12 protein-coding genes and 1 pseudogene are annotated in these 14,338 nt (G+C 71.7%); 4 read left to right on the top strand and 9 right to left on the bottom strand.

Translation table 11 applies throughout. The features are described 5' to 3' along the window. Positions 1-19: 19 nt before the first annotated feature. Positions 20-1,231, bottom strand: coding sequence for a S8 family peptidase (locus ACFWHU_RS21250; protein WP_385792461.1), 1,212 nt, complete (start codon positions 1,229-1,231; stop codon positions 20-22). A gap of 225 nt (positions 1,232-1,456) precedes the next feature. Here ACFWHU_RS21250 and ACFWHU_RS21245 point away from each other — a divergent pair. After that, positions 1,457-1,534, top strand: a pseudogene (locus ACFWHU_RS21245) (dienelactone hydrolase family protein); the annotation flags it as partial. Between the two features lie 29 nt (positions 1,535-1,563). Here the strand turns inward: ACFWHU_RS21245 and ACFWHU_RS21240 are convergent. The 6 genes from ACFWHU_RS21240 to ACFWHU_RS21215 form a co-directional block, all read right to left on the bottom strand. Then, on the bottom strand, positions 1,564-2,874 hold the full coding sequence (locus tag ACFWHU_RS21240; protein ID WP_387226319.1) for an alpha-glucosidase/alpha-galactosidase: 1,311 nt from the start codon (positions 2,872-2,874) through the stop codon (positions 1,564-1,566). Beyond that, a complete protein-coding gene (locus ACFWHU_RS21235) occupies positions 2,871-3,905 on the bottom strand; it encodes a carbohydrate kinase family protein (RefSeq protein WP_387226317.1) in 1,035 nt (344 codons plus the stop codon). The genes ACFWHU_RS21240 and ACFWHU_RS21235 overlap by 4 nt, the downstream gene beginning before the upstream one ends. 29 nt (positions 3,906-3,934) lie before the next feature. Continuing rightward, complete coding sequence (locus ACFWHU_RS21230) at positions 3,935-4,855, bottom strand: carbohydrate ABC transporter permease (RefSeq protein ID WP_387226315.1); 921 nt, start codon at positions 4,853-4,855, stop codon at positions 3,935-3,937. Further along, a complete protein-coding gene (locus ACFWHU_RS21225) occupies positions 4,852-5,859 on the bottom strand; it encodes a carbohydrate ABC transporter permease (protein ID WP_387226313.1) in 1,008 nt (335 codons plus the stop codon). Before ACFWHU_RS21225 ends, ACFWHU_RS21230 begins: the two co-directional genes overlap by 4 nt. An 11-nt stretch (positions 5,860-5,870) precedes the next feature. Beyond that, positions 5,871-7,205 carry an ABC transporter substrate-binding protein gene (locus ACFWHU_RS21220; protein ID WP_387226311.1) on the bottom strand — a complete coding sequence of 445 codons (1,335 nt, stop codon included), beginning with the start codon at positions 7,203-7,205 and terminating at the stop codon, positions 5,871-5,873. 133 nt (positions 7,206-7,338) lie between these two features. After that, positions 7,339-8,160, bottom strand: coding sequence for an endo alpha-1,4 polygalactosaminidase (locus ACFWHU_RS21215; RefSeq protein WP_385792467.1), 822 nt, complete (start codon positions 8,158-8,160; stop codon positions 7,339-7,341). A 363-nt stretch (positions 8,161-8,523) separates the two neighbouring features. Between ACFWHU_RS21215 and ACFWHU_RS21210 the strand changes: the two genes are divergently transcribed. From ACFWHU_RS21210 to ACFWHU_RS21200, 3 genes are all read left to right on the top strand, one after another. Continuing rightward, complete coding sequence (locus ACFWHU_RS21210) at positions 8,524-9,945, top strand: hypothetical protein (protein ID WP_385792468.1); 1,422 nt, start codon at positions 8,524-8,526, stop codon at positions 9,943-9,945. 186 nt (positions 9,946-10,131) lie between these two features. Continuing rightward, the gene (locus ACFWHU_RS21205) at positions 10,132-11,331 is read left to right on the top strand and encodes an AAA family ATPase (protein ID WP_387226546.1); all 1,200 of its coding nucleotides are present in this window, start codon (positions 10,132-10,134) and stop codon (positions 11,329-11,331) included. After that, positions 11,328-12,590 (top strand): VWA-like domain-containing protein, encoded by a 1,263-nt coding sequence (locus ACFWHU_RS21200; RefSeq protein ID WP_385792470.1) that lies wholly within the window; start codon positions 11,328-11,330, stop codon positions 12,588-12,590. The genes ACFWHU_RS21205 and ACFWHU_RS21200 overlap by 4 nt, the downstream gene beginning before the upstream one ends. Before the next feature lie 136 nt (positions 12,591-12,726). On the opposite strand, the gene ACFWHU_RS21195 is transcribed toward ACFWHU_RS21200, so the two are convergent. Both ACFWHU_RS21195 and ACFWHU_RS21190 read right to left on the bottom strand, forming a co-directional pair. After that, a complete protein-coding gene (locus ACFWHU_RS21195) occupies positions 12,727-13,221 on the bottom strand; it encodes a hypothetical protein (protein ID WP_387226308.1) in 495 nt (164 codons plus the stop codon). An 80-nt stretch (positions 13,222-13,301) separates the two neighbouring features. Then, on the bottom strand, positions 13,302-14,336 hold the full coding sequence (locus ACFWHU_RS21190; protein WP_387226306.1) for an alcohol dehydrogenase catalytic domain-containing protein: 1,035 nt from the start codon (positions 14,334-14,336) through the stop codon (positions 13,302-13,304). Positions 14,337-14,338 lie beyond the last annotated feature (2 nt).

Below are 14,338 nucleotides of genomic sequence, written 5' to 3'. Positions count from 1 at the left end.
CGTAGTGCGGTGGTTGCCGTTACGGGACGAGCCTGAGCAGCTTGTTCGGGGAGCCGGTCCCGACGCCCGTGATGACGTTGGACGTCGCGCCGTTGACCAGCGCCGTGGCGACGGCCGCCGGGGAGGCGCCCGGGTGGTTGGTCAGATAGACCGCGGCGGCGCCCGACACGTGCGGCGCGGCGAAGGAGGTGCCGTTGCCGGTGTAGGTGGCGCTGTCCGAGGTGTTCCAGCCGGCCGTGATGTCGGAACCGGGCGCGAAGATGTCCACGGTGGGGCCGTAGTTGGAGTACGTGGCCCGCGCGTCCGTCCTGGTGGTGGCGCCGACCGTGATCGCGGTCGACACCCGGGCGGGTGAGTAGTTGGACGCGAGCGCGCCGGAATTGCCGGCCGCGATGGAGTACGTCACGCCGGACGCGATGGATCTGCGCACCGCGTCGTCCAGCGTGGTGCTGGGCCCGCCGCCGAGCGAGACGTTGGCGACGGAGGAGGCGACGTGGTTGGCGGTGATCCAGTCGACGCCGGCGATAACCCCGGCGGTGGTGCCGGAGCCGTTGTTGCCGAGGACGCGCACGGCGACGATCTTCGCCTTCTTCGCGGCGCCGTAGGTGGTGCCGGCGACGGTCGTGGCGACGTGTGTGCCGTGACCGGCGCCGTCCTGGGCGGTGGCGTCGTTGTCGACGAAGTCCCAGCCGTACGAGGCCCGGCCGCTGATCTCCTGGTGGGTGATGCGGACGCCGGTGTCGAGAACGTAGACGGTCGTGCCGCCGCCCGCCGAGTCCGGGTAGTTGTACGTGCCGTTCAGCGGCAGGTTCGGCTGGTCGATACGGTCCAGACCCCAGGGCGCGTTGGTCTGGGTGGCGGTCGAGTGGACCTTCTGGTCCTGCTCGACGGACGCGACCGCCGGGTCGGCGGCGAGCCGCTTGGCCTCGGCGCTGCTGAGGGTGGCGGCGTAGCCGTTGAGTGCCGACGTGTAGGTGCGCTTGATCTGGCCCCCGTAGCCCGCTATCAGCTTCTTGCCCTGGGCGGTCGACGCCTTGAGTCCGGCCGTCTGCTTCAGCGTGACGATGTAGCTTCCGGGCACCGCCTCGGCCGCGCCGGCGTGCAGGATCCTGCCTTCCGCCGGGGCCGCCTGGGCGGGGGCGGCCAGGCCCGCGCCGAGTACCGCCGCCAGGGTCGCCGCGGTGGTGATCGCCACGGCGGCCCGCCGCTTGGTGTCGCGTACTGCTGCCATCGAGAGGGTCCTCCTCGGACGGTGGCGCGTTTGATGGTCACGCGCCGGGGTGGGGACGGCGTACGGGGTCGTAGGCCGCACCACGACGATGACCTGGAGTGTTCGGCCGGAACAAGCGTTCCCGGATGATGTCATGACCGCGACACAGGTTTGACACTCCGTCAATCTCCCGTCACACAGGGGCAATACGCCCGTCGCGCGATCTTCGGGAGTCTGCGTCCCGCCGCGCTACGGATCACCGCCGAGCTGTACTTCGGCCACGCGGACCAGGACACCACTCTTCCCCCGGAGCAGATCGAGCGTCCACCCGTCAAGAAGGTTGTGGCGGACGGTCAGAGCAGGTCCGTCTCCCGTAGTCCCGGCTGGAGCAGATCGCCGTGCGCGCGCACCATGGCGTCGCACAGCTCCCAGATGCGTTCCACGGGCAGCGCGGCGGCGGTCGCCGGATCCACCATCGCGGCCTGGCGTACGGAGCGCGGGTCGTCCTGAAGCGCCGCCCGGACCACCAGGTCGTTCATGCTCAGATAGCCGCGGTTGAGCGCCGCGCACTGGGCGGGCAGCGCGCCGATCCGGGTCGGCCGCACCCCCGACGCGTCGACCAGGCACGGTACTTCGACGGTCCCGGTCGCGGGGAGGTTGTCGATGAGCCCGTGGTTGGGGACATTGCCGTAGACGGTGCGGGGGGTGCCGGTGACGATGCTGTGGATGATCTGGGGCGCGTACTCCATCGTGCCCTCGACCGCGGGCGGGGACCCGGCCGCGAGCCCGTCGCGCGTCTTCTCGTAGAGCGCGACGTTCTCGTCGACGATCCCGAGATACGCGCCGACGGGCAGCCGCAGCCGCTCGATCTCGCTGTCGTGGCCCAGGTACCAGGGCACGTACTCCGCGGAGTGCTCGCTCGTCTCGGTCGGGTAGTAGCCGAGCCGCCGGTACATGTCGACGCGCACACGGCGCCTCAACTGGGCGTCGGAGGCGATGAGTTCGTCGAGCCGTGGATAGAGGTCGGCGCCGTCGTGCTCGAACCGCAGCAGCCACGACTGGTGGTTGACCCCGGCCGCGAGGTAAGTGACCTCCTCATAGGGCACGTCGAGCAGGTCCGACAGGTCCCGCAGCGTCCAGTGGACGGAGTGGCACAGACCGACGACGCGGGTCAGACCGGTGGCGGCGGTGAGGTACTGGACGTTCATCGCCATGGGGTTGGTGTAGTTGAGCAGCCAGGCGTCGGGGCAGAGTTCGGCGATGTCCGCGCCGAGGGCCTTCAGTACGGGGAAGGTTCGCAGCGCGCGGAAGATGCCGCCGATGCCGAGTGTGTCGCCGATGGTCTGGCGCACGCCGTAGCCGGCGGGTACGTCGAAGTCGGTACGGGTCGACTCGCCCATGCCGACCTGGACGATGTTGATGACGAACCGGGCGCCGTCGAGTGCCTCCCTGCGGTCCGCGTGCGCGGTGACGCGCGGGGCCGCCCCGCTACGGGCGGCGATGTGGCGGGCGGCGCCGTGGGCCGTGGCCAGCCGTTCCGGGTCGATGTCGTGCAGGGCGACATGGACGTCACGGAGTTCGGTGAAGGCGAAGAGGTCCGTCAGGAGCCCTTGAGTGAAGACGACGCTTCCGGCGCCGATGAAGGCGATCTTGGTGGTGGTCATGAGACGTTCTCTCCGTTGCGGGTGCTGTTACGGGCGCTGGGGCGGGTGGAGACCGGCGGGGCGGCGCGGAGTGCGGCACCCGCCTCGTCCCAGGTGGGCTGGGCGGGGGTGCCGCCGTACGCCCGGGTGGACAACGCCCCGCAGACGGCGGCCAGTTCGAGCGCGTCGGCGGGAGAGCGTCCGGCCAGGGTGGCGGCGACGAAGCCGGCGTCGAAGCTGTCGCCCGCGCCGACGGTGTCGAGTGGCCGGGCGGGGATGCCGGACGTGCGCAGCGAGGAGCGGCCGTCGTGCAGGAGGGCGCCGTCCGCCCCGTCCTTGACGGCCACCAGCGGTCCACGGGCGGCGAGTTGGCGTGCCGCGGTCTCCAGGGGCGCGTCCTCGGGCAGCCCGGCAAGCGCGCGTGCCTCGCGGGCGTTGGGCAGCAGGAGGTCGGTTACGTCGAGCACCGCCCCGAGCCCACCGGTGTCCCACTTCCCGGCCGGGTCGTCGTTGGTGTCCAGCGAGGTGGTGGCGCCCAGATCACGCGCCGTACGGAACAGCGCGGGCAGCGCCTCGGCCAGCCGTGGCATCAGGAAGTACGAGGCGGCGTGCACATGGCGGCTGTCGCGGAGCAGCGCCTCGGGGACGTCGTCGGCGCGGGTGGTGACGAGGGTGCCGGGCGCGGTGAGGATCGTACGGTCACCGTCGCCTCGCGTCACCACGACGGTGAGCGGGGTCGACAGGCCGGGGTCGATCCGTACGGCGCCGGTGTCGACATCGCGGGCGGCGAGCGCCGCCACGACGAACCGCCCTGCCTCGTCGTCCCCGACGCGCCCGGCGAAGGCGACCCGCAGCCCGAGCCGGGCAGCACCGCAGGCCATGATCGCGGCGGATCCGCCGAGGGTCAGCAGCCCGGTGCCGACGAGTTGTTCGCGCTGGCCGAAGGCGAGCGGCGCGTCGAGCGGTCCGACGACGACGTCGGGGTTGGCGTCCCCGACGACCAGCAGATCGTAGGCGGGCGAGGCGTCGGAGGCGTGCGAAGTGTGTGGCATCGGGCTTTCCTGGAGTGTTCCGTCCGGTCTCATCCCTTGAGTCCGGTGGAGGTGATGGACTGGATGAACGACTTCTGCGCCACGAGGAAGGCGAGCAGTACCGGCAGTACGGTGATCACGTTGCCCGCCATGACGGCCGCCCATTTGGTGTGGTGCTGGCCCTGGAAGGTCGTGAGACCGAGCTGCAACGTGTACTGCGTGTCGTGGTTGATGGCGATCAGCGGCCAGGTGAGGTCGTTCCAGGTGGTCAGGAAGGTCAGCACCGCCACGGTGCTCAGCGCGGGCCGCGACATCGGCAGGACGATGAGGAACAGCACCCGCAGCCGCGAGCAGCCGTCCATCCACGCGACCTCCTCCAACTCCCTCGGCAGGGAGAGGAAGAACTGCCGCAGCAGGAAGACCGCGAACGGTGTGACGAGGGACGGCACGATCAGCGCGCCCAGGGTGTCGATGAGACCGAGGCGCTTCATGACGAGGAAGGTCGGCACCATCGTGAGCTGGAACGGGATCGCCATCGTGGCGAGCATCAGCCCCATCAGCAGCCGAGATCCGGCGAACCGCATACGGGCGAACGCGTACCCGCCGAGGGCGCCGAACAGCAGGTTGGAGGCGACCGCGACGCCCGAGACGATCAGCGAGTTGGCGAACCAGCGGGGAAACATCGCGTTCCCGAGGACATAGCGGTAGCCGCCGAGGTCGATGCCCGAGGGCCACAGCGCGGGCGGGAAGCGGTTGATCTCGGCGTCGCTCATCAGCGAACTGAGCACCAGCCAGACCAGCGGGACCGCGAAGACGAGCGCGAGGGGCGCCAGCAGCAGGTGCCAGGCGCTGAACGGCAGCCGTGCGAGGCCCCGCCGGCGCGGCGGACGGGCTTCGGGCCCGGTCGGTACTGAGGCGGAGGCGGGGGCAGGGGTGGGCGTGTCGGTGGCGGCGGAGGTGGTGGCCGTCATTTCCCGGCTCCTTCGAGGCGTACGGGGTGCGCGGACCGTACGGAGCGCCGCTGTTCACGGCCCCGGACCAGCCGCAGGCCGACGGTGACGAGGGCCAGCGCGACCGCGAGCACGTAGGCCGCCGCCGCGCCGTAACCGGCGGTGAAGTTCTTGAAGGCCTGCTCCCAGATGAAGTAGACGATCACGGTGGTGGAGCCGAGCGGCCCGCCCTTGGTCGTCACGTACACCAGGTCGAAGACCTGCAGGGCGCTGATGGTCTGCCACACCAGCAGGAACACGCTCATCGGCGCCATGGCGGGCAGGGTGACGTACCGCAGGAGCTGCCACCGCCCGGCGCCGTCCAGCCGCGCCGCCTCGATCAGGGACGGCTGGACGTCCTGGAGGGCGGCGAGGTGGACGACGACGCAGAAGCCGGTGCCGCTCCAGAGCGAGATCGCGACCAGTACGAGCAGGGCCTGACCGGGGTCGGTGAGAAAGCCCTGGGCGGAGATGCCGAGCGTGTGCAGTACGGAGTTGGCGGCGCCGAACTCCGGGTCGAGGATGAAGGAGAACAGAACGCCCTGGGCGGTGGCCGAGATGACGAACGGCACGAAGATCAGGGTCCGGTAGAGCCCCACGAGCCGGATGCGCCGGTTGAGTACGAGGGCGAGCGCCAGCCCCAGACCGATGCTCAGCGGCACATAGAGCGCGGTGTAGAGCAGGGTGTTGCGTACGGCCTGGCTGAAGTTCGGATCCTGGCTCAGCGCACGGTAGTTGTCGAGGCCGACCCAGCGGCTGGGGGTGACCAGGTCGGACGCCTGGAAGGAGAGCAGGACGGACCAGCCGACGGGGACGACGCTCAGCCCGAGGATGACCAGGACGGCGGGCGAGATGAAGGCCCAGGCCGTCGCGGACTCGCCACGGCGCAGCCGTGAGCGGCCGGGTGGTGAGCGGCGCGGCGGTGAGCCTCGCGGCCGGTCGGTGGCCGGTGCGGGAAGCGTGAGCGGAGTGGGCAGTCGCGGCATGGCGGTTCTCCTCAACGCGGGATGAGCAGCGCGGCGTCGGCCGTGCGGGCGCACCGGCGCAGGGCCTCGGCGGGACTCGACCGGCCGAGCAGTACGGCGACGATCGCCTGCCCGAGTGCCTGCGAGATCTGCGGATACGCGGGGTGCGCGGGGCGTACGCGCGCGGTCTCCAGCGCCCGCGTGAACACCGCCAGCCCTGCCGTCCTCGCGTCCTGGGCCCGCCAGTCGGGCAGCGCCTGGGTCTGCCGGCTGAGCGGCAGACTGCCCGCGTCGATGCCCCAGCGCACGTCCTGGGCGGGCTGGGCCAGCCAGGTCACGAAGGTACGGGCGGCCCGCACGCGGGCCGGGCCGTTGTCGAAGAGGGTCCAGGTGTCGGGTCCGGAGATGGTCATCGGGCGGCGGCTGTAGCTGGGCAGCGGGACGACGTGGTAGTCGATTCCCGCGTCGCGGATGTCGGGGAGCTGCCACGGTCCGGTGACGACCATGCCCATGCGTCCGGAGGCGAAGACCTGGTACATCTGCTCGCTGCCGGGTTTGGGATCGATGTACACGCTCTTGGCGCGGGCCAGCGCCTCCACGGTCCCCAGCGCCCGTACGCCGGTCTTCGCGAAGCCGATCGACTTCCCGTCCCGCGCGACGACGTCACCGCCCAGGTCCCACACCATGGGCCACAGCCGCCACACCGTGTCCTCGTCCCCCACCCCCGGCCAGCCGGTGCCGAAGACGCCCCGGCGCCGGTCGGTGAGGCGCGCGGCCGTGTCGGTGAACTCCTGCCAGGTCCAGCCCGCTCGGGGCAGGGGCAGACCGGCGGCACGGAAGAGCTTCTTGTCGCAGACGACGGCGAGCGAGTCGAGCAGGGCGGGAGCGGCCCGTACCCGGCCGTTGACGGTGACGGCCTCGCGCGCCGGAGCCCAGAAGTCGCTCCACGGGACGGGGCCCGAGCGGACGGTCTCGGAGAGGTCGACGACCGAGGGGCTGCGGGCCACGCTGGAGAGGTCCGAGCCGAAGACGTACGCGATGTCGGGGAAGGAGCCGGACGCGAGCGCGGCGGTGATCTTCTGGAGCATCGCGTCGGCGATGACGCCGCCGCCGGGGTCGACGCGGATCCTCGGGTGGGTCCGGTTGAAGTCCCGTACCAGTGCCTCGATCGCCGCTAGGCCGGTGTCGGTCTGTCCGTGCCACAGCTCGACGGTGACCCGGCCGTCGGCGTCGACTCCGTCGGCCGCGCCCCCGGTGCAGCCGGTCAGCGCGGCCGACGACGACGCGACAGAAGCGGCGGCGCCGAGCGCGAGTCCGGAGCCCCGGCGCAGGATTCCGCGGCGGGACATGCGGGGGTCGGGGGCCATGTGTACCTCCATGCTCCGGGCTTCGTGAACGACCAGGTGGACCCGTCCGGCGATTGATGACAAACCGGTCACCGGGCGGGCCGGCGGAGCCACCTCGGGCAGAGCACCGGAGGGGGCGACGCCGCCGGCGGGGTCAGCAGGTCCGGCGGAGGTAGCCGCTGCTGCCGATGGGCACGACGTCCAGGTCACGGCGGACGATGCTGAGGCTGTCGCGCCAGCCCGCGCACGCGGTGGCGAGGCCCTTGGACGTGTACTCGATGACGATCACGTTGTCACCGAAGTGTTCGGTGAAGGAGTCGCACTCGTCGTACTCCCCGCACTCCTCGACGACGGCGAAGTCGAGCCCGGTGTCGGCACGGAACTCGGCGAGATCGGCGGTGTTCTTCTGACCGATCGCCAGGCCCTTGGCGTGCGCGTGGTCGGAGAGCAGCGTGATGAAGGCCATCGCGGCGGAGGTGCCGAACTGGCCCCGGCTCCGCTCGTAACTGTCGTAGTTGTCCGGCTCCACGGCCTGGAACCCGCTGCTCGCGCAGCCGTCGATCCAGCCGTTGACCTTGGCCGCGACGCGGTCCCGCTTGCCGGAGGTGCTGATGTCCAGGATCGCCTCGTCCCACTCCTCGTCGATGATGACTTCGCCGTCGGCGTCGCGGAGCAGGAGGTCGGGGGCCCACTCGTCCAGTTCGTCGGGCTGGACCTGGAAGGCGTTGACGTAACAGATGTTGTAGAGCCCGGCCGCCGGGGAGTCCTCGCGGTCACGGCTGACCACGTCCACCCCGGCCGGCGGCGCGTAGCCGCCGCCGATCTGGTAGTCGAACCCGGCGTGGACCGGGGGAAGGGGCACGTCGGCGGCCGGGGCGCCCGAGGAGGACGAGGCGAGGAAGGGGGTGATCAAAGCAGCCGTGAGGGCCGCGACCGCGGTGAGGAACCGGCGGGAACGGGCACGTTCGATGCTCACTGTCGAGCTCCAGAAAAATGGAGGGTACGTCCCCGCCTCGGACCCTGGAGCGATCCTGGCGACTCTGTCCGGGCTTGCGGGCCGTGGGCCCGTCCACCGGCTAGGCGTACCTCTGGCGCCGCGTGCTCAGCTCTGGTCGCTCAGCTCCGACGTTGCGAGGAGTAAAGCGAGCTGACCTCCGCGTGTCAACAGACCCCGTTCGCGTTCACGTTGACGGGCGCGTCGGTTGACGCTGACGGGCGGTCCGGGGCCGGGTCCGGTCATAAGCGTCTGGCAGATCGGGGCGAGGAGCGCTATGGTCACCGCGATGACTACCTACTCTGACGTCAGATTGGGGGACCCGTCCACGCAAGGTGAGTGCTGATGCTCACTGAGACCGTGAACGGGAATTCCCGCTTCTCCTTCTGGCCGCGCGTGCGTGAGTTCGCCGTGCCGCCCTCCATGATCGAGACCGCGACCGCCCGCCGTCATGTCGGCGACTGGGCGGGGGCATGTGCCGCCGCGGGCATCGATGTCGATCTCCATCCGCGTACCGCGGCGCGTACCCACGGCTCGGAATTCGCGGCCCGACTCCGCGCCGATCTGCGCCACTTGGCTCCTGACCTGTTGCGCTGGCACATGCCGAGAATCGCTCCCGACGGGCTGCTGCGCCCGGGGCTGACCGTCGCGCTGGCCCGTTACGACGTGGCGGGGCGCGACGGTGTGTACCCGGTGCGTCTCGTGGTCCGGACTCCGCCTGCCTGGGCGGACGCCGGTCAGCGGATCAGCCTGGCGCTGTGGGACGGATCCCGTACGGCGCACGGCGCCCGCGGCCATCCACATCACCATCCCCACCCTCACCCCGACCGGCGGTTCCGGCTCGATCTGCACCGTCATCTGTGGGACGCGCGCAGGACGGACGAGCTTCGCGTACGGTCCGGGTCCGGTCCGTCACCGGCCGGCGGCCGTCCCGCGACGGACCCGGACGTGTTGGCGACGGTGCCGCCGGAGTACCCCTGCGCCGTTGACCGTTGGGCGGCCGAGGCGGGGATCCTGCTGCACGCCGAGGGGCGCTCCACCGGAGCCTTCACCGTACGGTTCGGGGCCGGGCGCCGGCTGGACCTGGAGCTGTTCGCGGACCGGGACGGTGTCGGGCCGCCCGTACCGCGGCTCACGAACGCGGCCACATACGGTGTCGCATCCGCGCTGCCGGTCCTGCCCGACGCGGCGACGTGGGTGCCCCCCGATCTGGAACTGATCCGCGCCGGACTGATCGAGGCCGACCGGCTTCACCCGCTGGTCGCCTCGGCGCTGGTACCGGACCACACTCCGGCCGGCCCGGCCCGTGTCACGGACCCCGCGGGACAGGCCCGTCTCGTGGAGTGCCGGGGAGTTCGGCACCGGATCGGCCTGGTGGACGGGGTGCTGGCCCCGCTCGACCACGAACCGGACGAGATCCGGCGGGAGGAGCTGCTGGCCTCGCTGAGCGGTACTCCGCTGCCCTGTCTGCGGGCGATCGACGAGGCGCACCGCAGTCCGGACAGTCTCAGTGGTGTCCGCGAACGCCTGGACCACGGCGACGCCGCCGGTGCGCTGGCCGTCGTCGAGAGACTGTTGGGACCCGACGCGCTGCTGCGCGGCGGCCCACTGCGGGACGAGCTGGAGGCCGCCGCGGAACGGCGGATCAACTACGGGCTGTTCAGGGCGGGGATGGTCGGTCCCGGTCCCCGGTCCGGCCGCAACTTGCCGCACGGTCCCCGTCCCCGTGACGTCCGTTCACGGCCGCGCGACGTCACTCCTCGCTGAACCGAACCACGCCGATCGACACGGGGACCTCGGTCCCCCCACGCCCACTTCGCGCACCAACGAACCCACAGGTGATGAAACTTGTCCTCACGCACGCCTTTCGCCCCTACCGATGCCGCCAACAACGCCTCTGCCGATAACGCTGCCGGCCCGGCCCGCACCTCCCAGCTCGAAGTCGCGGACGATCTGCTCGCCCTGCTGCGCGACACGACCACCGAACCGCGTCCCGACATCCAGTTGGAGGCGCTGACCCTGGCCGTGGCCGCCGATCTGCCCGTACTGCTGTGGGGTGAACCGGGGATCGGCAAGACCGCCGCGCTGACACAGCTCGCCGAGTCCCTGGAGCTGCCGCTGACCACGGTGATCGCCAGTGTCCACGAGCCCTCCGACTTCTCGGGTCTGCCCGTCGTCGGTGACGATCCCGCCGAACAGGGTGTCCCGATGGCCCCGCCGGACTGGGCCGTTCGACTGGTGCGGGCGGGCCGGGGGCTGCTCTTCCTGGACGAACTGTCCACCGCACCACCGGCCGTTCAGGCCGCGCTCCTGCGTCTCGTACTCGAACGGCGGATCGGCGCCCTGCAACTGCCGCCCGACGTGAGGATCGTGGCCGCCGCCAATCCGCGGGCATCGGCGGCCGACGGCTGGGAGCTGAGCCCGCCGCTGGCCAACCGATTCGTCCATCTTCAGTGGGTCCACGACCACGAGGTCGTCGTTCGCGGTCTCGCCGGGACATGGCCGCGGGCGACGCTGCCACGGCTCGACCCCGAACTCCTCCCGGAATCGGTGGACTTCGCCCGCCGTGCCGTGTGCGGTCTGCTCTCGGCCCGCGCCGCGCTCGTCCACCGGCTGCCCAGCAACGAGGCCCGCCAGGGCGGTCCTTGGCCGTCCCCGCGGAGCTGGGAGATGACACTGCGTCTGATCGCCTTCGTGACGGCGGCCGGGTCGTCACGGGAGGTGCTCTCCCTGCTCGTCAGGGGCACCGTGGGGGACGGTCCGGGGCTGGAGCTGCTGGCGAGCCTGGACCGGATGGACCTCCCGGACCCCGAAACGCTTCTCGCCGACCCGGCGGGTGCGGTCCTGCCCGAGCGGGGGGATCTGCGGCAGGCCGTGCTCGACGGGGTGGTACGGGCGGTACGCGCGCGGCCGGAGAGGGACCGCTGGGACGCGGCGTGGGCGCTGCTGGTCCGGGCGATGGAGACCGGGGCCCCGGACCTGGTGGTCGTCCCCGCGACCACGCTCGCCTCGCTGCGCCAGGAGGACTGGGACGTCCCCTCGTCGATCGACCGGCTCGCCGGAGCGGTGTCGCTCTCCCGGCGGGCCGACCGCGCGGCGGCCCGTGCCGCGGAAGTCGCGGGCGTCGGGGGCGGCGCGAAGGCCGGACGATGACCGCGGACACGCCGGGGACGGGAACCCTGGATCTCGACAAGCTCTTCGCCGCCCGGCTGCACGCCGTCCGGGCCCGGCCCTTCATGGCGACGGCGCTGTTCGCCCTGCACGTGGTGGAGTCGTGGCGGGTACCGACGATGGCCGTCGACCGGCAGTGGCGGTGCTACGTCTCGCCAGCGTTCGTGGCCCGGACGCCGGTGGAGGAACTGGCCGGCGTATGGGTGCACGAGGTGTCGCACCTGCTCCGTGACCACCACGGACGCGGTGACCGGGTCGCGCGGGAGCGTGGGCTGACCGGCCGGGCCGAACGGCTGCGGATGAACATCGCGGCGGACTGCGAGATCAACGACGACGCGTTCGGTGACGGCCTGGTCCGGCCTGAAGGCGCAGTCGAACCACGGCTGTTGCGGCTGTCCGAGGGAAAGCTGATGGAGGACTATCTGCGCCAGTTCGGCCTCGGGCCGTTGACAGAGAGCATGGCCTGGCTGGACTGCGGCAGTGGCGCCGACGGGCTGGAGAGGGAGTGGGACCTGGGACCCGACGGCGCGCACGGACTGAGCCCGCAGGAACGGGACGCTGTCCGGTTCCGGGTGGCGCAGGGCATCAACGCCCGGCCGGGGAACACCCCGAGGGGGTGGCAGCGGTGGGCGGAGGAGGCGTTCCATCCGCCGCAGCCCTGGCGGGAGTTGCTGGGGGCGGCGGTCCGCTCGGCGACCTCCGGTTCCGGCGCGGGCGAGGACTACACGTACGGCCGGCCGTCACGGCGGTCGGCCGGGCTGCCCGGTGTGGTTCTGCCGAGCCTGCGGCGCAAGCCGCCCCGGGTGGCGGTGATCATCGATACGTCCGGGTCGGTCAGCGACGACGAACTGGGCAGCGCGCTCCTGGAGGTGGCCGCGATCTCCCGCGCCGTGGGTGGCCGCCGGGACCTGGTCTCCGTGCTGCCGTGCGACGCGTCGGCCCAGCTCGTGCACCCGCTGTGCCGGGCCGCCGGAATCCCCCTGGTGGGCGGTGGCGGTACGGATCTGCGTACGGGCTTCGCCAAGGTGCTCCGGACAGGACCGCGTCCGGACGTCGTCGTGGTCCTGACGGACGGTCAGACACCCTGGCCCGACACCCGGCCACCGTGCCGGACGGTGGTGGGTCTGTTCGACCGCCGGCGGACGCGGTCGTGGGACGAGGGCGACCCCGACTACGTACCGGACTCGCCGCCCGCGTGGGCGCGGGTGGTCACGATCGATTCGGCCTCCGCCGCGCGGTGAACGCCTCGATCACCGCTTGGGCCTCCGCCACCCGCCGGTCGTGCCGGTCGGTTCGGCCGCAGCCGTCTCGGCGAGGGCGGCTTCCCGGTGCTCCCCGGCGTCCCCCGGCGCAGGAAGCCGGACCGGCGGATTGTGGTCAGTCGGCGTGGAGGACCGCGAGGCCGACCTCGCCCTCGTCGAATCGGGTGAGCAACTCCGTGACCGACGCCGAGCCGTCGTGGTCGACGAGGAGCACCGGCTGTTTCTCCCCGTCGTGTTCGGCCGGGACGAAATCGGTCAAGATCTCGCGGCGCAGGAGGGTGACCCGGTGGTCGTCCGCGGGGTCACCCGGGAGGTCGGGCAGGTGCGCGCGCACGAGGTCGGGGTGGTTGGCCAGTTCGTGAGCGAGTACCTGCCCGGACGTCGTGACGACGACCGCGAGGCGCTCGCCCGTCCGCTCGTAGCGGGCCGACAGGTCGAACGGCAGAAGGTAGAACACCCCCTCCTCGCCCTCGTGGCCCCGGTCGAGCAGCAGGGAGATCACGCGCTCGCCGGGACTCTCGGAGGTGTGGTCGTGGCCGAGGAGCACCACGGGTTCGTCCGCGTCGAGTGCGGGAACCGTGGTGATCCACATGCGCGCCGAGTCGTCCATGGGGGCGATTCAAGCGCATGCCACTGACAGCCACGGCGCACGGGTACCGGCGTACCGGCGTTCCCGCGGGTCAAGAAGGCTCAGGGCCGGATGAGGACCTTCAGCGCGGTCCGGTCGGCCATGGCGCGGTAGCCGTCCGGGGCTTCGTCCAGGGAGACGGTGCGGTCGAAGACGCGGCCGGGGTCGACCGTGCCGTCGAGGACGGCGGGCAGCAGTTCGTCGATGTAGGCGCGCACCGGGGCCGGGCCGCCGGTCAGGGTGACGTTCGGCCCGAACAGGCTGGTGAAGCCGACCGGGGCGGCCTCGTACTGCGGCACACCGACCCGGCTGATCACACCGCCGGGCCGTACGGCGCCGACCGCCATCTCGTAGGCGGGCATGTGGCCCACCGCCTCCAGCACCGCGTGGGTGCCCTGGCCGCCGGTCAGTTCGCGGACCTTCTCGATGCCCTCCTGACCGCGCTCGGCGACGACGTCGGTCGCGCCGAAGTACCGGCCGAGGTCGGTGCGGCTGCGGTGACGGCCCATCAGAATGATGCGCTCGGCGCCGAGTTGCCTGGCCGACAGCACCGCCATCAGGCCCACCGCGCCGTCGCCTATCACCGTCACCGTGGTCCGCTCGCCGACCCGCGCCTGCTTCGCCGCGTGGTGACCGGTGCCGTACACGTCGGCCAGTGTCAGCAGCGACGGCAGCAGCGCGGAGTCCTCGCCCACGGGGAGCCTGACCAGGGTGCCCTGGGCCTGCGGGACGCGAACCGCCTCCGCCTGCGCGCCGCCGACGCCCGCGGCGAAGAACCCGCCGTCGGGGCAGGACGTCTGGAAACCCTCACGGCAGTACGCGCATGTGTTGTCCGCGTAGGCGAACGGTGCGACGACCATGTCGCCGCGGCTCAGTCCGGACACCTCCGTACCGAGTTCCTCGACGACGCCGAGGAACTCGTGCCCCATGGGTACGGGGCCGTCGGAGGCGGCCATGGTGCCGTACGGGTGCAGGTCGCTGCCGCACACACACGAGCGCACGATCCGCACGATCGCGTCGGTGGGCCGTTCGATCACCGGGTCCTGCGTGTCCTGGACACGCACGTCACCGGCTTCGTACAGGAACGTTGCCCTCATGG

This window comes from Streptomyces sp. NPDC060366, assembly GCF_042725135.1.
Taxonomy (GTDB): Bacteria; Actinomycetota; Actinomycetes; order Streptomycetales; family Streptomycetaceae; genus Streptomyces.
Note: the sequence above shows the minus strand (reverse complement) of the source record. Positions and strands in the feature narration are given on the sequence as shown.